At 65.7% G+C, this 18326-nt stretch carries 17 protein-coding genes; 8 read left to right on the top strand and 9 right to left on the bottom strand.

The window, feature by feature from the left end; genetic code table 11:
- Window positions 1-420: 420 nt before the first annotated feature.
- From ACGFJ2_RS51095 to ACGFJ2_RS51085, 3 genes are all read right to left on the bottom strand, one after another.
- The gene (locus ACGFJ2_RS51095) at window positions 421-1575 is read right to left on the bottom strand and encodes an HNH endonuclease (RefSeq protein ID WP_393481149.1); all 1155 of its coding nucleotides are present in this window, start codon (window positions 1573-1575) and stop codon (window positions 421-423) included.
- Between the two features lie 286 nt (window positions 1576-1861).
- Window positions 1862-2308 carry a nitroreductase family deazaflavin-dependent oxidoreductase gene (locus ACGFJ2_RS51090; RefSeq protein WP_393481147.1) on the bottom strand — a complete coding sequence of 149 codons (447 nt, stop codon included), beginning with the start codon at window positions 2306-2308 and terminating at the stop codon, window positions 1862-1864.
- Window positions 2309-2371: 63 nt separating this feature from the next.
- Entirely contained in the window at window positions 2372-2596 is a 225-nt protein-coding gene (locus ACGFJ2_RS51085) for a S4 domain-containing protein (protein ID WP_393481501.1), read from the bottom strand.
- 383 nt (window positions 2597-2979) lie between these two features.
- On the opposite strand from ACGFJ2_RS51085, the gene ACGFJ2_RS51080 reads away from it, so the two are divergent.
- Window positions 2980-3648, top strand: coding sequence for an HIT family protein (locus ACGFJ2_RS51080; protein WP_393481145.1), 669 nt, complete (start codon window positions 2980-2982; stop codon window positions 3646-3648).
- On the opposite strand, the gene ACGFJ2_RS51075 is transcribed toward ACGFJ2_RS51080, so the two are convergent.
- Entirely contained in the window at window positions 3645-4373 is a 729-nt protein-coding gene (locus tag ACGFJ2_RS51075) for a class I SAM-dependent methyltransferase (RefSeq protein WP_393481142.1), read from the bottom strand. The two genes, ACGFJ2_RS51080 and ACGFJ2_RS51075, sit on opposite strands and share 4 nt — an antisense overlap.
- 143 nt (window positions 4374-4516) lie before the next feature.
- Here ACGFJ2_RS51075 and ACGFJ2_RS51070 point away from each other — a divergent pair, with 143 nt between their 5' ends.
- The 3 genes from ACGFJ2_RS51070 to ACGFJ2_RS51060 are packed head-to-tail and all read left to right on the top strand — an operon-like array spanning window position 4517 to window position 8173.
- Window positions 4517-5449 (top strand): hypothetical protein, encoded by a 933-nt coding sequence (locus ACGFJ2_RS51070; RefSeq protein ID WP_393481140.1) that lies wholly within the window; start codon window positions 4517-4519, stop codon window positions 5447-5449.
- The gene (locus ACGFJ2_RS51065; RefSeq protein WP_357943485.1) at window positions 5446-6888 is read left to right on the top strand and encodes a sulfotransferase; all 1443 of its coding nucleotides are present in this window, start codon (window positions 5446-5448) and stop codon (window positions 6886-6888) included. The genes ACGFJ2_RS51070 and ACGFJ2_RS51065 overlap by 4 nt, the downstream gene beginning before the upstream one ends.
- A gap of 58 nt (window positions 6889-6946) precedes the next feature.
- Entirely contained in the window at window positions 6947-8173 is a 1227-nt protein-coding gene (locus ACGFJ2_RS51060; RefSeq protein ID WP_393481138.1) for a hypothetical protein, read from the top strand.
- Window positions 8174-8217: 44 nt separating this feature from the next.
- On the opposite strand, the gene ACGFJ2_RS51055 is transcribed toward ACGFJ2_RS51060, so the two are convergent.
- Entirely contained in the window at window positions 8218-9420 is a 1203-nt protein-coding gene (locus tag ACGFJ2_RS51055; RefSeq protein ID WP_393481135.1) for an FAD-dependent oxidoreductase, read from the bottom strand.
- A gap of 65 nt (window positions 9421-9485) precedes the next feature.
- On the opposite strand from ACGFJ2_RS51055, the gene ACGFJ2_RS51050 reads away from it, so the two are divergent.
- The gene (locus ACGFJ2_RS51050) at window positions 9486-10091 is read left to right on the top strand and encodes a PadR family transcriptional regulator (RefSeq protein WP_393481133.1); all 606 of its coding nucleotides are present in this window, start codon (window positions 9486-9488) and stop codon (window positions 10089-10091) included.
- 146 nt (window positions 10092-10237) lie between these two features.
- On the opposite strand, the gene ACGFJ2_RS51045 is transcribed toward ACGFJ2_RS51050, so the two are convergent.
- Entirely contained in the window at window positions 10238-11134 is an 897-nt protein-coding gene (locus tag ACGFJ2_RS51045) for a LysR family transcriptional regulator (RefSeq protein WP_393481131.1), read from the bottom strand.
- A 137-nt stretch (window positions 11135-11271) separates the two neighbouring features.
- Between ACGFJ2_RS51045 and ACGFJ2_RS51040 the strand changes: the two genes are divergently transcribed.
- Both ACGFJ2_RS51040 and ACGFJ2_RS51035 read left to right on the top strand, forming a co-directional pair.
- The gene (locus ACGFJ2_RS51040) at window positions 11272-12219 is read left to right on the top strand and encodes a TIGR03620 family F420-dependent LLM class oxidoreductase (protein ID WP_393481128.1); all 948 of its coding nucleotides are present in this window, start codon (window positions 11272-11274) and stop codon (window positions 12217-12219) included.
- Between the two features lie 270 nt (window positions 12220-12489).
- Window positions 12490-13863, top strand: a complete 1374-nt coding sequence (locus tag ACGFJ2_RS51035; protein WP_393481126.1) for a hypothetical protein — start codon at window positions 12490-12492, stop codon at window positions 13861-13863.
- A 132-nt stretch (window positions 13864-13995) separates the two neighbouring features.
- Here the strand turns inward: ACGFJ2_RS51035 and ACGFJ2_RS51030 are convergent, their stop codons facing one another.
- From ACGFJ2_RS51030 to ACGFJ2_RS51020, 3 genes are all read right to left on the bottom strand, one after another.
- Window positions 13996-14877 carry a sigma-70 family RNA polymerase sigma factor gene (locus ACGFJ2_RS51030; protein ID WP_393481123.1) on the bottom strand — a complete coding sequence of 294 codons (882 nt, stop codon included), beginning with the start codon at window positions 14875-14877 and terminating at the stop codon, window positions 13996-13998.
- A 62-nt stretch (window positions 14878-14939) separates the two neighbouring features.
- Window positions 14940-15344 carry a VOC family protein gene (locus tag ACGFJ2_RS51025; protein WP_393481121.1) on the bottom strand — a complete coding sequence of 135 codons (405 nt, stop codon included), beginning with the start codon at window positions 15342-15344 and terminating at the stop codon, window positions 14940-14942.
- 180 nt (window positions 15345-15524) lie between these two features.
- Complete coding sequence (locus ACGFJ2_RS51020; RefSeq protein ID WP_393481119.1) at window positions 15525-15938, bottom strand: RNA-binding S4 domain-containing protein; 414 nt, start codon at window positions 15936-15938, stop codon at window positions 15525-15527.
- Window positions 15939-16408: 470 nt separating this feature from the next.
- Between ACGFJ2_RS51020 and ACGFJ2_RS51015 the strand changes: the two genes are divergently transcribed.
- Window positions 16409-18286, top strand: coding sequence for a BTAD domain-containing putative transcriptional regulator (locus ACGFJ2_RS51015; RefSeq protein ID WP_393481116.1), 1878 nt, complete (start codon window positions 16409-16411; stop codon window positions 18284-18286).
- Window positions 18287-18326: the final 40 nt, after the last annotated feature.

The following is an 18326-nucleotide window of genomic DNA, read 5'->3' as shown; positions in this document are numbered from 1 at the left end:
GGCTGGCGTCCTGGCCCCACCCACAGATCTGGTGACGAAGGCATGGCCGTGCCCTGGACTCGCTCCGCACCCACCCCACCGGACAGACGGTCCGAAGACCTTTCTGGAGTGGACCATGGACAACCCGTCCCGCTACCGGATCCTCGAATACACCTGCTCATGCAGCACCGTCGTTTACGAGCTACTGGTTTGCGGCGGCAACTATCGAATCCGTCGTAAGGACCAGGGATCGTCTCCTCGTGAGTCATACGCCGGCCCGTGGCGCCGCCAGGTAGCCGAACGCATGTGGGCGTTGATCCTCTCGGGCGAGGCCAGCTTATGTTCGTGTCTCACCTCGGCCGCGACTGTTGAGTTCGTCGCAGGGGGATCATGGCTGAGAGATCCGACAGTTTCGATCGCAGGCTGAGCACGTGTTATGAGTCAGTACAAATTGCGGTGATACGTCAGATACCGCGGATCGACGTCGTGACCGGGAACGGTCCGCAAGAGGCCCCTCGACTCGCCGGTGAGCCGGTTGATCACCGTGAGGTCGTCCTTGACGATGATTGCGCCCTGGTCGAAGAGCACGTGGTCGTTGGGGCAGAGGCAGAGGAGATTGCCTGTCACGTCGTAGCCGTCGTGCGGGCTGCCGAGCGGCCGGATATGCGCTCCCTCGGCGTACGGGCCGTTAGGCAGCAGCAGCCGGACTCCGCACATCTGGCAGGTGTGATCGTGCAGGGTCTTGATCAGCAGTGAGAGCGCGCTGTCCCGGACGATGCGCTTGACCGTGGTCGGGCGGCGTTCCGGTGTACGGACATCGTCCTGCGGCGGGAGCGGCTCATTGCCGAGGTCACTCAAACCGACGCGCATGAGCAGCGCGTTCTGATCCACATCCGAGAAGTACGTGCTCAAGAGGTACGCGCTCGCCTGAGACCGTACCGCCTGGTCCTCCGTCACCAGGTCGTACACCCACTCTCGTAGACCGGAGACCGGCTGGCTTCGGCTCATCCACCCCAAAGGTGGGCTGCCGCTGGGGCGAGGCGGCTCCGGGTGGTCGGGCAGCGTCCATAACCCGAAGTGCGTGAGCTTCAAGACCGGGTATTCAGGGGTGGGCCGATCGCCCTCCATGCCGAACTCTCCGATGAGTGCGCTGATCTCGGCCCGTGTGGCATCCCAAGGAACAAGGCGTTCCGCTCGGTGTGCGGCGCGGCCAAGGGCCCACAGCAAGGTGAGCGGCTGATGCCGTTTGGGGCGGCCGTTCGAGACGGCGGTGTCGAGATTTCTGATCATTTCCAGGAATGCCGCAGCAGGCGACGCGTCTTCGCGCGAAGTGACGAGGAACCCGAGGTGGCCAAGGACCCTGCCGACCGTTGCGGCCCCTCCGGAGAACTCCGAAGCGCGAAGCGGATGCCCGTCGACACCGCGGTGTGCCACGCCGGCGATGGCCTTGGAGTCGTAGCGGCGGCCGTTGCGGATGATGAAGTACTCGCGTGCTCCTCGGTAGCCGTACAGCTCCAGGAAGGCGTCGCGACCCAGCTGGTCGTACTCCTTGATAGCCGCCAGGACCATCTCGCGATCGAGATCGGATAATGCCACTGGATCACGATATGTCCGGGGTCCGACAGCCGGGTGGATGCTGGGCCTCCCTCTGGCCCTCGAGCACGGGCTGGACTGGCGTGCCACCGGACGCGGCGCCAATTAGCCGGTCCAGGCTTGTACCCGGTTAATCAAAGGGCGTCGAACAGAGCGATCACCAACGTGGCGCCGCCCGTGAGGGGCCGCCGCAAGAGGCACGCAGGAGTCCCGCCGCGAGGGCGAGCGCGGCGGGACTCACAGGCGCTCGTGGACACAGTGCGTCCAGTGGGGCAGGCTTTCCCGGCGGTCAGACTTCGACCGGCTCCAGCACGAACACCGGGATCTCCCGATCCGTCTTCTCCTGGTAGTCGGCATACGGCGGATACGCCGCCACCGCACGCTGCCACCACTCGGCCTTCTCCGTGCCAGTCACTTCACGGGCCCTCATGTCCTGCTTGACCGGGCCGTCCTGAAGCTCCACACGGGGCTCGGCCTTGAGGTTGAAGTACCAGACGGGGTGCTTGGGGGCGCCGCCCTGCGAGGCGACCACGGCGTATCGGCCTTCATGTTCCACCCGCATCAGTGGCGTCTTGCGGATCTTGCCGCTCGCGGCGCCCAGGTTGGTCAGCACAACGACGGGCAATCCCGTGTCCATCAAGGTCGTGCCCTTGGTACCGCCGGAGCTCTCGTACAGCTCCACTTGCTCACGCACCCACTGCGCGGTGCTGGGTTCGTACTCACCTTCAAGAGGCATGTCATCCGTCCCTAGGTCGGCCGACTCGTGTGCGAAGGGTTCAACGCCCGCACCGTGCGGGTTTCATCCATGCCTGGTCTCGGTCGCTTGCGGTGACGGCGCCGGCAGCCTTCCGGGGCGGGCCGCAGTGGCGCCGACGCGCTCGGTGATGATCCGGGAGACGGCCACTATGCGTTCGTGGCCCTCGTGCCGCAGTCGGACCTCGTCACCGACCCGGACGGCGTGCGAGGGTCTGACGCGTACTCCGTTGACCCGGACGTGTCCGCCCCGGCAGGCGTTGGACGCGATCGAACGAGTGATGCGCGCCCTGCCCCTCCAGCAGGCTGCGGATCACACACGCCCAGCTCACGGTCTTACAACATGAGAACGCTTCGGCCCTGCCCCGTGCGGACGACGTGAATGCTTACCCGAAGTGCTGTAGCCCCATATTTATTCTTGTGGCCGGCCTGATGGCGGCCTTGGTCGGCATCAGGCCATCGCCGTCCGCCGGCGTTGCCATCATGTACGCCGTCGCAATTCAGCTGCCGGAAGTCATAAATATAGCCCCCGAGCCATCTCAAGGTGGCAATCCGAGTACTATTCCTGAGATCGCATCGCCCCGTATCAGAGTAACTATCGACAAGTGAAGATCGAAGTCGGACGGCCGATATCCTCATTTAGGGTGGTGTCACATGGTCATCTATAACAGGACTCTCGATTGCCCTTTCTGCGTCCTGTCGGCGGAGGGGCGGTCGCCCGTTTGGGAGCATTTCTTTCACGCCGAAAATGGCGATGAGGTCATCTTCCGAAGCGCATCGTTCTCAGTCGTTCTCGACACCGCGCCGCTCGCGGAAGGGCACCTGCTCATCATCACCGATCGCCATATGCCCTCACTTGCGGGCCTTTCGAAAGCCGAACGCGACGAACTCCAAGTGGTCAAACGTGACGCTGAATCGAAACTCAGGGGCGTGTACGGTCCGATCACCTACTTCGAGCATGGCGCGGAGAGTTTCGCGCGGCATGCGGGAGCGTGCATCGACCACGCCCACCTGCACTTGGTCCCGGGGGACGTCGACATCTTCCCACTCGTCGCTCACGACTACCCGAATGTCGAGTCGTTCACTTCATATGAGGACGCGCTCGAAAGCCTGGCCGGCCGTGCCTACCTCATGTTCGGCCGGGATGCGGGTCCTGCTTATGGAGTGCACGCCCCCGCCTGCGTCACGCAATACCTCCGACGTTTGGTCTCCCAAGTGGCCGGATCCAAGGCTGTATGGAACTGGCGTGATTCCGTTCGTTGGGCCGATGCCCTCTCGGTCCGGGACCAATTGCTCAATGCCAGGAAAAAACTACGTTCTTAGCCTTGCGAGCGGTGTGCGAAGCCTTGCACGACGCTGGCGCGATGATTGTAGATGAGCTCATCGCGTAGCATAAGGCTGTCAATCGTGAAGCTCTCCTCGGCTAGGACGCGCCGGGTGTATTCTTCGCTGAAGAAATGCCTGACCTGGCCCTCGCTTCGAAAGAGGTCAGGGCCGAGTTCATCGCCTTCGCCGTAGAGCGGGTCGTCGGTAGACCTGCAGGTGAACAGAATTCTTCCGTCCGGGCGTAGCACACGGTGTATCTCGCGGAAGATGTTCTGGGTGACCGTGTCGGAGAAATAATGCAAGGAAAGTCGTGCGTAGACCGCGTCAAAAGCGCTGTCCGGAAAAGCGAGGGGCGCTTGCAGGTCTTGGACGAAAAAGCTGACTCCGGACTCTCCCTGAAAGCGCATGTTCTCCTCGATGGCGAACCCTGAGAAGTCTGTCGCGGTGACCGAGTGCCCCTGTTCCTGCAGGAAGACGGCATCTCTCCCGCTGCCACACCCCAGTTCGAGAATCCGCTGGCCGCGGCCAATGCTGTCGGCGAGGAGGCGGGCGAGCGGTGCCGGGCTCATTCGTTCATCGTTGTTCCAGTATTTACGGTGGTGCCCATTCCACAGTTGCAACTGATCGACATCGCCGACCGATGAGACTGGTGCCCCATTCGAGGCGATGATGTCGTCGATGCCCTGAATGCCTGCCGCTTGGTCCTTGATCAGGTAGGCCATAGCTGACCATATCAAGGCAAGCCAAGTCCAAGCGAGGCTGGGTGTTGATTTTCTGTTCCGCTTTACACATACCGGTCGGTTGCTACACTCAAGGCTGAATGTGCCGCAGGCTGGTCGTGAGGCGTGAAGGCTGAGGGCGACGCATGTCTAGCGAACCAACGGCGATGTGGAGTCCCGTTGAGCATGAGTGGCTGTTTCGCGTGCCAGGCCGCCGCAATCTGGAGCCGCGGGCCGATATCCGCCCCCATGCCGACTTAAATGCCAAATGTCCATTCTGCCCCAGCGGGGAAGACGTGGCAATGGCGAGCGGTGCCCGCCTGGTGCCGAGCAAGCATCCCATGATTGCCCTGGAAGAGCCGCATTCCCCTGAGCAGGAGCAGTTGCATTGGGTGCTCGTGTACGGCAACTCCCATTCCCAGAGGCTGGGCGATCTCCCGGCCGAGGTCACCCGGGAGTTCCTGGAGCTGATCTCCATCAAGACCTCGCGGCTTTTTGACCGTTCTTCGGTGAAGGCGGTCTTCGCTTTCGAGTCCGTGGGGGACCACTTCGGTCCGACGGTCGCTCATCCGCACGGTCAGCTCATCGGACTCCCCTTCGTTCCGAGGCGCCTGACTCTCGCGCCGGCCGCTGATTCGTGTGCCGTGTGCGACTCCGTCATTAGGCGAGACCTGACGGTGATGATCAGGAACCATGCACTCGTTCAAGTGCCTCCATGGTCGCGGCTGCCCTTCGAGATGATCATTATGCCGAGGGTGCACCGGCCGGATCTTGCGTCGCTGTCTGTCGAGGAGATCACGTCGATGGCCGACTGCCTGCACACCGGCCTGCAACTGTGTCGGTTGACCCACGATGGCGAGATGCCGCCTTATCTGATCAACGTGATGCAGGCCCCCAAGGGCGACACCTCACACCACCTGCGGGTGGAGCTCGTCCCGCTGCACAAGGACGAGAGAACGCTCAAGCGGCCGGGTGGCATGGAGTTGGGCCTGGGAATCTACCTCAACCCGCTGCTTCCGGAGGTCGCTGCCGGGATTCTCCGCGAGGTCTTGCCGGACGTACGGAGGTGCTCGATATGAGGCGCGTCCAGATCGTCGGGACCCAGCGCTCCGGATCCAACCTGCTTCGCCTGCTGTTGGGGTCACTCCCGGGCGTCTTCGCGCCGCCTTCGGCGCACAAGCTGAGGGACTTCCAAAGCCTGACCAGCCGGTACGGCTCGTTGCACGTGCCCTCGAACCAGGGACGCCTGGCAGAGGACATGGGCCGGCTTGTCGATATGAATGCTCTCGCGTGGCCACGTATACCGGATCGGAGGCGGGCGGTTTTAGCAGAGATGGGCGGATCTACGCTGGCTCACGCAGTTTTAGCCTTTTACGATGCGCACGCCCGATACTTCGGCAAGCAGGTGTGGGTCAGCAAGTGTCTGGAGAATGTCCACTTCATTGATCAGCTCATCGACTCCGGCCTGCCCATTCTTTATCTGCACCTCGTAAGAGATCCACGCGACGTGGCCGCCTCGTTTTCCCGGGCCCCGATAGGTCCGAAGGAGCCAAAAGCGATCGCTTTGCGCTGGTTGGAGGACCAGGAAGCGGCTATGGCAGCACGCGAGATGGTCGGCGAAGACCGTTGGCTTACCTTGCGTTACGAAGATCTGGTCACGGATCCGGAGGCTGCTCTGGCGCCGCTGTGCGATCGCACAGAATTGAGGTGGTCGGCTTCCGCTCTCGAGTTTCACCGTCGAGAAGAGGCTCGATCGGCTGCGTCGATATCCGAGCTGTGGAACAATCTCGACCGACCGATTCGGCGCGATCGCGTGGCCGCGTACAAGAGATCGGCGAATATCGAGCTGGTGACGGCTGTCGAGGGCATCACGTGTGATCTGATGTCCGCATTTGACTATGCCGCTGAATATATATCTGTGCCGACCGGAATCAGTGCCGGCGAGAACGAGGACATTCTGAATCGTGATCGTGAGATGCGTGCAGAATTGGCGGCCGCCCGCGATCCGGAGGCAGAGGCCGTGCACCTCAGGAGAGTGAGTTTCCTGGAGGACCTCAAGGCCACGAGGCCACCCATGGGTTTTGCGGAGGATCTTATGTATGTGCAGTTCGCACAGAAAGCCGTGATCGAGTGGCAGGGAAGACTGCTTCTGATCAGGAAGGGTCAGGATGACCCGCACCAGCCAGGGAGATGGGAGTTGCCGGGCGGACGCATGAAGCCTGATGAATCGCCGGATGACGCGCTTGTTCGCGAGGTACGCGAGGAGGTGGGGTTGGATGTGTCGCCTGGGCGTCCGCTGGCTCTGTGGTCATGGCGGCTGGGCAACGAACAGGACGCCCCGACGGTCATCGCCGTGGCCCGGCTCTGTGAGACGAGTACTGGGGATGTGGACATGAGCCGGAACGACGAGGATGATTTCATCGAGAAGTACGGCTGGTTCGAGAGAGACGAGGTCCTCGATCTAGATCTCATTCCAAGCGCCAGAGGCCCCATCGAGACGGTTCTCGCAAACCTCTAGCAATTCTGTTCAAACGGATGAGGCGCCTACGGGCGTGTGTGAATCAAGGACGAGTTAGTTGCTGACGCGCCAGATCCTGAGGGACGCTCAGTTAGAGATCGAGCGGCGGATCGAGTTGCGTCTACAAGTCGAGGCCGGGCGGCTGCCGGACTGCGCCCTGGCTTCGGGGCAGTATCTCGACCATCCTCGCTACGAACAGCGCGGGCTCTACGGCACTGCGGCCACGATCCACATTCTCGCCCGTCGGGCCACAACGGATCCCGCCGTCAAGGAGCAGGTGGCGAGGTTGATCTATTACGTCGTCAACCGCAGCCAGGTGGAAAGGGCCTCGGTAAGCTCTGCTGTGTACCGGGACCTCGTTGCGCGCAGAATCCGGCTGCAGAAGTCGGACATTTTTCGGATGGCCGATATCGGGTTCGCCCTCTCCTACGTGAGCCCCGCCATCGCGCTGAAGTCCGAGGCGTTGACGCTGGTGCAGGGGGCTTTCGAGGGCGCGCGGGCCAACCCGGCGGGATATGCGGTTGGTAGCGAAGGCGGAGAGCCGGATCCGCTGGCCACGGCGCATGTCGTGCGCTGTCTGGCGGCGAATAATCTGCCCATCAGGCCGGAGGACTGGCGCTATCTTCGCGAGTACCTGAGCAGCGGTGACAACGACTTCGTTCGCTGCTTCGTGCTTCTCGTGCTCACTGCCTATGACCCCCAGATGGAGCGGAGGCAGCTGCAGGTCTCCTGGAAGGATCTCTTCTCGGCGCTTTCAGCCGCGTTCGGCGGCCAGTCGGAGGCGAACCATGAGTACACCCGGTACGGCGCGCAGGACTATGTCCGGATACCCTGGCAGATCTACCTGGTCCAATCGTGCGCCAAGCTGTTCCCTCTGACGAGATTCAACGGGTTCACGATCCAGCGGAAGATGCTGGATGTGGTCCAGCAGATCTGCGCTCCGACCGGGTTCAGGTACGAAGCCTCAGGTAGCTATCTCTCCACTCGCACCTATGCGTGCGTTTGGCAGGCGATGGAGGAGATTTTAGCCTTCAACTTCAGGCAGCCTATTCCACGCGTCGTCGTCCGCACGGTAACGGGGGCAACGCGTCTGCTGTCCAGTCGGCTCGTCGGGGTACTCACGTATCTGCTGCTCGTCGCCGTTGCGGCCGGATCGCTGGTCGAATGGCTCAACAGCCCTCACCGCTTCATCGGTGACCTGGCGCCCAATCTGCTGGCCGAGGTCATGCTCATCATCGCTGCGAGGCTCGAGCTCCAGGTGAGGCGGGCGAAGTATCGTCGCTAAGCCGTCGAGGGCACTCGTGAACAGCCCATGACAAGCCCTTGCCATCATCCGGTCACCTTGGCGTCCCAGTTGATCCGGTAGTCGAAGATCCAGGTCATCTTCTCGGGCTTGCCCAGCTTGCCGAAGATCCGGATCGCGTAGGCGTTGACGGCGCGGCTGACCGGCCCCGCCGCCTTGCTGGCGTTCTTGCGGGTCGTCTCCTTGATGACCCGCTCGACCCGGGGACGGCGCTCGGCCTCATAGGCGGCGAACGCCTCGGTGTAGGGGAGGTCGCGTAGGCAGCGGGCAAGCTGGATCGCGCTCTCGATCGACAGGGACGCGCCCTGCCCCGAACTGGACGACGGCGCGTGCACCGCGTCGCCGACCAGCACGATGCGGCCCCGGCTCCACGTGACGGTGGTGGGTGGCATGTTCTCCATCGGGCCGACGATCACCACGTCCGACGGGTCGGTCCGTTCGATCAGGTCCCGTGCCGGGGTGCCGTCGGCGGCGAACTTCTCCGCCAGGATCGGCAGCCACTCGGCGGCCGGGGTCGCCTGGACCTGGGCGGCGGTCATCGGTTCTGGGTGTGGGAGGTTTACGAACCAGACGGCGTCGTCCGCGCCGAAGACCTGGTAACCGAAGAACGCCTTCTTGCCGAAGGTCATCGGCATCTTGCCCTCGGTCGAGGGGATCCCCGGGGCTCGGACGCGGGCGCCGAAGCTGATCAGACCTGCGTACTGCGGTCCCGGGGCCGCCGGGTCGATGAGGGAGCGGACGGTCGAGCGGATGCCGTCGCAGCCGATGAGGATGTCGGCGGTGGCCTGGGTGCCGTCCGCGAAGTGCGCGGTCACGCCGTCGGCGGTCTCCTCGGCCCGGACCAGGCGCTTGCCGTGCTCGGTTCTGACACCGCGCCGCGCGGCCTCGTCGTGCAGCACGCCGTAGAGCTCGTCGCGCCAGACGAACTGCATCGGCCGGATCCCGGGCGGGTTGCCGAACTCGGCGAGCGGACGGCCCTTCCAGTCCTGGAGCACGATGCCGGTCATCGGCGCGCCGAGCGGCCGGATCAGGTCGGCGCAGTCGATCGCGTCCAGCGCGTCGACTCCGTTGGGGGCGATGCTCATACCACCGCCGACCCCGTCGGCGGTCTTCTCGTACGCCTCGTAGACGGCGGCGTCGATGCCCGCCTTCTGCAGGGCCATCGCGGTGACCGGCCCGGCGATACCGCCGCCGATGACGAGTGCTGTCTTCACGGTGTTCTGCTGCATGTTGGGATAGTTGCATTGCAACTAGTCTCTCGTCAACTAGTAGTTTTCGGAGTAGTGTCGGTGACATGGGTACTGCGTTCCGAGGTTCGCCACTGGCTCTCACCGTCCTGGCGCTGCTGCACTACAAGCCCCTGCATCCGTACGGGATCCAGCGGCTGATCAAGGACTGGGGGAAGGATCTGGTCGTCAACGTCGAGCAGCGGACGAGCCTCTACCGGACGATCGACCGGCTCGCGGAGGCCGGGCTGGTGGCGGTGCTGGACACCGAGCGGGACCACGCCTACCCCGAGCGGACCGTCTATGAGGTCACCGACGCGGGTCGAGAGGCCGCCCGTGAATGGCTGGTGGACCTGCTCACGGTTCCGAAACGGGAGTTCCCGCAGTTTCCGGCGGCGTTGTCTCACCTGCTGCTGCTTTCGCCCGAGGAGATCCCCGACCTACTGGAGCGCCGGCGTACGGCCGTCACGGCGTCGGTGGCGGAACTGCGGACCGCGCTGACCGGTCAGGCCGAGGGGGGTCTGCACCGGGCCAGCCTGCTCGAACTCGAATATCTGCATGCGGTGGCCGTCGCCGAGGAGCGCTGGCTGACCGGCCTGATCGACGACCTCCGCTCCGGCCGGCTGACCTGGTCCCCAGCCGACTTCGCCGACCCGCAAGCCGACTCGCAATAGGTACGGGCAGCAGACCGTACAGGTCGGTTGGGTGAGGCATGAGGGCCTTTCGATGAACGGCAGAACGGGTGCCCGGCACGGCCCGGGCACCCGTTTCGCAGGGCTGCTATCTGGCGCAGACACGCTGCACGGAGCCGGGTGCTGGGTCACCCTGGCCCGGTGAAATGGGCTTCGGCGTATTTGCGGAAGGCCGCGACGAGGCGGTTGCGGTCGTCGGCTCGGGTGGCCAGTACGACGTGGCTGGGCTCGATGCCCTCCAGGGGGATCGTGGTGAGGTCGGGGCGCAGGTCGCCGATGCGGGCGGTGGCAGGGACGATGGCGACGGCCTGCCCGCTGGCGACGAGTTCGAGCTTGTCCTCGCCCGTCTCGATGAGGGGACCGTCGGGCGCCGGGCTTCCGTCGGGCCGGGGGTCGGCGCGCCAGAAGGCGTTCCAGACGGGGTCGAGCGCCCGGGGCAGGGGCTCGTCGGCGATGTCGTCGAGGGTGACCGATTCCTTGCCCGCCAGGCGATGATCAACGGGCACCAGCAGCGCCCGGGGTTCGTCGTAGAGCACTGTGACGTGCAGCCCGTCGGTGGGGAGTGGCAGCCGGGCCACCGCCGCGTCCACCCGGTGGTCGAGGAGCGCGGCGCGTGGTTCGTCCCAGTCCAGGTGGAAGATCCGCACCTCGGCGTCGGGATGCCGCTGGCGCAGCTCGCGTACCGCCGAGGTGACGACGAGGTTGCCGATGTAGCCGATCGCGATCCGGCTGGGCTGGGCGGCGGCCCGGGCCCGCGACGCGGCGCGGGTGGCGGAGCGCAGCAGCGCGAGGGCGAGCGGGAGGAAGATCTCTCCGGCGTCGGTGAGCCGGCTGCCCTGCGGGGTACGGTCGAGCAGGCGGGCGCCCACCTGCTGTTCGAGTCGGGCGATCTGCCGGCTCAGCGAGGACTGGGTGAGATGGAGGGCGGCGGCCGCGCGACCGAAGTGCCGGTGCTCGGCGACGGTGGTGAACGAGCGCACCAGCCGCAGGTCCAGGTCCACCGGAGGCAGTGGCGAGTCAGCCATGCGCTCAGGGTAGCTCTCACCTCTCTGACTGCGGTGATGCGCGAATCGGGATGCGTCTTGCGAAACATTCATTGGACCCTGAGTGGGCTGCGGTCCCAAGCTGAGGACGCCAGTTGAGCAGCCCAAGGAGCATTCTCATGAGGACCACCACTGTGGTCGACGCGGCCCGCCAGGCGTTGGGGCCGGTCGGCTTGACGCTGCCGGTCTCGTTCACCAGCGCCCTGTCCATCGACCTGCAGCGCGAGGCCGTCGAGCGGCTGGAACGCGCCGGCTACCACGCCGTCTGGACCAACGAGGTCGTCGGCGGAAAGGACGCCCTCGTACAGCTGGCAGTGCTGCTGGCCGCCACGCGGCGGATGGTGTTCGGCACCGGCATCGCCAACATCTGGGCCCGGTCACCGCAGACCATGCATGGCGCGGCGGCCGTGCTGGCCCAGGCATATCCCGGCCGGTTCGTGCTCGGGCTGGGGGTCGGATATCCGCAGCAGGCGGCCGACACCGGTCGGGAATTCGGCAGCCCGCTGGCCACGATGCGCGACTATCGCGAGCGGATGGACAGCCCGACCTCGCCACCCGCACCCGACGTGGCCTATCCGCGGATCATCGCCGCGAACGGCCCGAAGATGCTCGCGTTGGCCGGCGAGATCGCCGATGGGGCACTGCCCGCCGGAGGGCCTCCCGAGTTCACCGCGCAGGTGCGTCAGGTGCTTGGCCCGGACAAATTGCTGGTCATCGGGCTCTCCGTGGTCCCGGGCGGCGACCGCGACCGGGCGCGGGCGATCGCACGGGAGTGGGTGTCGGGCAGCCTCCGCCAGACCTGGTACGCGGCCGCCCTGGCCCGGTTCGGCTACTCGGACCAGGAGATCGCCGAGGTGAGCGACCGGGTGGTGGACGCGATCATCGCCCACGGCGACCCTGCCGACATCGCCGCCAAGGTACGCGAACACCTGGCCGCCGGCGCGGATCACGTGACGCTCATGCAGCCGATCGGTACCGACTTCTCGGTCGGCGTGGACCAATTCGAGCGGCTCGCCCCGGCACTGCGTGACGTCACCGCCCACCTGGACCGGCGCGCCGGCGGCTGACCAACGCCGGTAGAACGACAGTGTGCCGGTGTCGGCGGATCAGTAGCGTGGATTTTCCGGTAAATCATATTATCGGGGCCATCAGGTTCTATGGCGTTGTCAAGTGTGACTTTTGGTTGAGTGTCCTCATGTGGACACATGGCGGTGGGCAATTGCCGGGAGGACGTGCCCGGCTTACGCTTCAAAAGCCATCCTTTCTGCTGAATACCGTCCCCAATTCGGCGTGGATCCGGCAATTCGCCACCGCGTCTCTCCCGAAAGGGGCCCGCCATGATTCCCGCCCAACCGTCCCCCGACAGCGGCATGCGCGGAGACCGTTCCAAGACGAACCGCGACCCCGGCGCGGCCGCACCGGTCCCCTTCGAGCTGCTGCTGACGCGTCTGGAGAACCACGTCAAGGAGGCCGGCATCACGCAGGACATGGTGTGCAACGGCGCGGTCACGGATTTCCTCGCGGCGGTTCCGGATCCCCAGCTCGCCAATCTCGGCGCGCCCGCGCTGGGCGTACTGAACAATCACATCGACGCGGCGATGCACGAGTGCTCGCTCATGGCCGCCAGGTCCTCGGTCCTGTCCTACGCGTCCATGGTCACCTTCAAGGCGACCAACACCTACGCGTCGGCCAACAACGTCGCCGCCAACGAGCATGAGGTCGCGCGGGTGGGCGTGGCAGTACGCGCTCGCATCGACACGTACGTCGTCGCGTGCGAGCGGCGGCTCTACCTGAACGCGGACGTCCCCGCCGACCTGAAGCTCCTCATCCAGCACCACGCCGTTGGCTCGGTCAAGGACCCCTTGGTGGAGGCCGCCGACCAGATTCTCCAGGCGGTGCACGTGCCCAACGATCCCACCCAGAACGAGAGCGCCGCGCTGGTTCAGGCCCTGGAGGCCCTCCCGGTGGTTCAGGCCATGTATACGGGCAAGCTCTCCGTCGGCTTCGGCGCCGAGAGCGGCGCCCTGCCCAGCATCGTGGTCACCAACGCGTGCAAAGCCCAGAAGCACTTCAGCAGGTACGTCGAGCAGTTCTACAAGAACGCGCCAACAGGCATGATCATCTACGCCGCCCTGGTGCAGCCGTCGCGCAGGCCCCCCGCGAAGCACGTGTCGAACATCGAGGTCACCGAGGACACCGTCGAGCCTGGCATGTTCTGGCTCGGTAGCCGGGTGACGCAGTTCCGGTCAAACACCGCACGGGTGGGTAACAAGGTACGCCTTTCGGTGATGGACGACGTCTTGACGGTGGTGCACGAGATCGGGCACCAGGTCGAGTTCTACCTTCCCGCGGTCGAATGGCTGCGCCTGCACCTGATTATCAGAATGCGAATGAACGGCACGCAGCTCGTCAATATCTATCCCAATGCAAGTAAACCTGAACCCGCCTTCGACGTCAGCACCATGCCGGCGTTCGAGGCGTACTACACGAAGAAAGAACAGCAGAGAAGCGGAAAGTATTATGCCGCCAAGCTCTATACCTCGGGTGACACCGAACTGCTGTCCATGACCGTGCAGTTCTTCAGCCAGCCCGATACCGCCATCCTCATGATCCAGCGCGACCCGGTGCTCGCGGCGACCGTCCTGCGGGCCATCCGCCCCGACGACTTCACGAACTTCCCCGTCGCCCTGCTGGCCTTGCTGCCCACCTGAGCCCCTCCGCGCAGCAATTAAGAGGACGGGCCGAGTACGAGTGTGGGGGCGACGTAATGTTCCCCCGGGGTGCGGGCGTCGGCGAGGACGTTCGCAGCGGAGTCTCGTTTGAGATTTGGCAGATCGCTGGTTCTACGCGTGAGTTTCGCCGGCAGCGGCGAAGTGCATCGATGCGAGCTTGGCGGGATCGGCCACGATCGCGATGGCGGCAATCCGATCGTCGGCGACCGTGAACGAGACGATGGAGAGCGGGGTTCCGTCCTCGCGCCACGAGACGTACCCGGGAAGGCCGTTGACGAGCACCGCTTGATGTCGTGCGACAGCGCCGGAGACCGTCCGCGCGCCGGTGGCGACCGCGGTGGCGCCGAGGGTGACGACCACCCCGTTCGGAGTGTCGACCGTCAGTTTCACGTCCGGGTCGAGCACGCGGAGCAGCGCCTCGAAATCGCCGCCCATCGCGGCCGCGCGGAAGGCTTTGATGACCTGTCGTTGTTCTCGTCGGACGATCGTCGTCCGTTCGGTTGCCTGTACCTTCCTGCGGGCGCGGCTGGCGATCATCTTGGTGGCGTCGGCAGACTTGCCGAGGATCTGACCGATCTCGGCGAACGGCACCGCGAACAGGTCGTGCAGCACGAACGCCAGTCGCTCGCTGGGCCCAAGTGAGTCCAGGACGACGAGCAGTGCGAGCCCGACCGAGTCGGCGAGCGCCACGGTTTCCTCGGGCTCAGCACTGTCGTCGACCGTGATCACGAGCTCGGACAACCCGTCTCCGTAGGACGCCTCGCGGCGGGACCGCAGGACGTCCAGGCTGATCCGGCCGACCACCGTGGTCAGCCAGCCCGCCAGGTTCTCGATGGTCGCCGCGTCCTGGCGGGCGAGGCGCATCCAGGCCTCCTGGACCACGTCCTCGGCGTCGGCGTGCGATCCGAGCACGCGGTAGGCGACCGCGCTCAGCCGGTCGCGCTGGGCCTCGAACGCCTCAGCCAGCAGGTCCGTCCGGCTGGTGTCAGTCATCGGTGGTTTTCCTCGGATCATGGGTTATGACGGGCCTGGATCGTCGCATGGTCTACGGTCGGTCAGCCATCGGCACGGTTTGGGCGGCGCCGCTGGCGGAGCGAGATCTGGTTGCCGTCCGGATCCACCGCCTCGATGCGAACGCCGAACGGATAGTCCTCCGGTTCGGGCTGATCGAATGTTACGCCTCGCCGGCGAAACACCTCGAAATCCTTCCTCAGGTCGTCCGACTCGAGGATGAGCGGACCGGGGGCGCCCGGCCGCGTCTCGACCGGCTGTCCCGCGGTCGGCGCGGGCGACCAGAGGATGATCTCGATCGGACTGTCGCCAACGCCCACGGTGAGGAAGCGGCCTTCCGGGCCGGGGTAGTCGATGCGCTTTTCCAGGCCGAGCCCTTCGGTGTAGAACTTCAGCGCGCGGTCCTGATCGGTGACGTTGACCGTCACGTACATGATGTTCGTCAGCACCCTGATCTCCGATCTCGTTGTTGGTCCGACGACCGTGGGCGTACACGGCCGTCGCTCCTATGACGGGCGCGGGCGCCAGAAGGTAACGAGTGGACCGAGCCCTGCGCGGCAGGGCGTCACGGGTATCCGCGCGGATCCGGTGGAGGAGAAACCGCCCCTTGTTCGATGCGGTATGCCCGTTCACTCCGGGTCGAGCCCGGCGCCCCGCCCCTCCGCCATCGGGCGTCCGAGCAGCTTGTCGATGCTGCGGCGTTCGCGTTTGGTGGGACGGCCCGCGCCACGAGCTCGTACGGCCACCGTGACGATCTCTTCGCGCGGAGGGGGCGGAGGGCTCTTGTCGATGTAGCACTCGGCGGCCACGGGGGCGCCGACGCGCTTGGTGATGATCCGGGAGACGACCACTATGCGTTCGTGGCCCTCGTGCCGCAGTCGGACCTCGTCGCCGACCCGGACGACGTGCGCGGGCTTGACCCGTACTCCGTTGATCCGGACGTGACCGCCCCGGCAGGCGTCGGACGCGATCGATCGGGTTCTGGTCAGCCGCACCGACCAGATCCAGCTGTCCACCCGAGCACTCAGCTGCTCACCTGCCACTCCCACACTGTACTGAGATCGTCGCGTCGCCTGCATCCAAGCTTCGCAGTTCTCATTCCCCGGCTCTTTGCCAGGGAATTGCCAGAAATGACTGTCACGCTGCCGCGCGTGATCGCATCGAAGCCGGCCACAGCCACCGTCCCCGTCACATCCGCACACTCTCCCGCCGCTGCTGCGACGCCGCCGATCACGCCCGAGTGTGCCTGCCGACGGAGCTATACGTCGGGCTGACCATGCCCAACCTGCGGTCGCCACAGCGCCCGCACGGTGCCATCACTTCTGCTCACCAGGCTCAGGGAGCTTCGCTATCGCGAGAAGGGATCGAAGGCTTGTCACAGGAGAAAACGGAATTGATGGCCGAAATGCCGCGCGCGGCGGCGGAATGGTTGCGATACGGGGAAGGAGGGCGGGCTCCCTCGCGGAGCGGTGGTCAGGCCGCCTCGGCCCACGACGACGGAGACCGCTAAGTCGTGGCCTCGTCACTCGGTTTTCACATACTCGGCCCGCTTGAGGTCATCGCGAACAACGCCCGCTTCACCATCACCGGGCTCCGCCGGCGGACCGTCCTGGCCGTGCTGCTGCTCACTCCCGACCGGGTTGTCTCGGTCGACCGGCTCGTCGAGGCCGTGTGGAGCGGTACGCCGCCGACCACGTGCCGCAACCAGATCGCCATCTGCGTCGCCGGTCTCCGCAAGGTGTTCCAGGAGGCGGGCTGCCACGAGGACGTCATCGTGACCGCGGCTCCCGGCTACATGCTCGTGTCCGGGGACCACCGCATCGACGCGGTCGAGTTCGCGGCCCGGGTGGAGTCTGCTCGGCATCTCGCCCAGGACCAGCGGACGGCCGAGGCTGCCTCTCTGCTCAGGGAGGCGCTCAGTCTGTGGCGGGGGACTCCGTTCGCTGACACCTCCAGTTCGCGGCTTCAGGAGGAGGCGAGCCTGCTGGAGCAGCAGTGGCTCAACGCGTACGAGCAGTACGCCGAGCTCCAGCTGGAGCTGGAGAGGTACAGCGAGATCGTGTCCGAGCTGTCCGGGCTCGTGCAGGAGCAGCCGCTACGCGAGCACGCCCGAGCGATCCTGATGCTCGCCAACTACCGGCTGGGCCGCCGCTCCGAGGCCCTGGGACTGTTCCGCCAGGCTCGCCAGAACTCCGTCGACGAGCTGGGGCTGGAACCGGGCAAGGAGCTCCAGGAGCTGCACGCCGCCATGCTGCGCGAGGATCCCTCGCTCCTGCCGACCTCCACAGCGTCGACCTCCACGGCATCGGTCTCCCTTAACACCGACCTTCCCGCCGGCTCCGGCGAGGCGCGGCTGCCTGCGGATGTGCCGTCCTTCGTCTCCCGGGAGGAGGAGCTTGCGAGCCTCGATGCTCTGCTGGAGGGTGGCCCCGACGTAGGGTCGGCCGCCGTCGGGCTCATCACCGGGGGACCGGGGGTGGGAAAGAGTGCCTTGGCGATTCGCTGGGCTCACCGAGTGGCGCAGTCGTTCCCCGACGGAAGGCTCTTCGCCGACCTCACCCGGACAGGAGACGGCGAGGAGTCTGTCTCGGCCATGCTCGCCCGGTTCCTGCGCGCCCTGAAGACACCGGAGAACGAGATCCCGGCGGACCCGCGGGGGCGGGCCGAGCTGTTCCAGCGGTCGGTCGCCGGACGGCGGGTGCTGGTCGTGCTCAGGGGAGTGCGGGACCTGCGCCGCCTTCAACGGCTGATCCCCGCGTCCGGGACCTGCAGCGTGCTCGCGACCAGCTCGTACAACCAATCGAGCCCGGCCCGGGTACGCCTGCGGCTGGACGCGCTGGACACCCGCTCGGCCGTCGAACTCCTCGACGCGCTCGTCGCCGATCACCGCGTACGGTGGGAGCCCGCCGCCGCCAGGAAAGTGGTCAGGTACTGCGACAACCTGCCCCTGGCCGTGTCCGCGGCCGCGGCGCGGCTCACCGCGAAGGCGCACTGGAGCGTCTCCCATCTGCTGGCCAGGCTGCGCGACCCGCTGCACCGGCTCGACGAGCTGAGCCACGGCGGGCCGCCCGGGATCCGCGACAGCTTCGACCGCGGCTACAGCGGCCTGGGACCGGATGCCGCCGCCCTGTATCGCCGGCTCTCGCTCTGGGACACCCCGGAGCTGGACGTCTGGAGTGGCGCGGCGCTCATGAACATCGACCTGTCGAGCGCGGAGAACCTCATGGAGCAGCTCGCGGACGCCGCGCTGCTCGAGACGTGGGGGCGGCGGCCGGACGGCCTGTTCCGCTATCGCCTGCCCAGCCTGCTCGCCCTGCACGCTCGGGAGTACGCCGATTTCCATGACCTGTCAGCGGCGGGGTTGAAGCTGCCCTATCCGTCCGCGATCTAGGCGCCCAACGTCATTTGTTCTGCCGATTAGCGCCGGAAAT

It is taken from the genome of Nonomuraea sp. NPDC049028 (assembly GCF_043197735.1).
GTDB lineage: Bacteria > Actinomycetota > Actinomycetes > Streptosporangiales > Streptosporangiaceae > Nonomuraea.
Note: the sequence above shows the minus strand (reverse complement) of the source record. Positions and strands in the feature narration are given on the sequence as shown.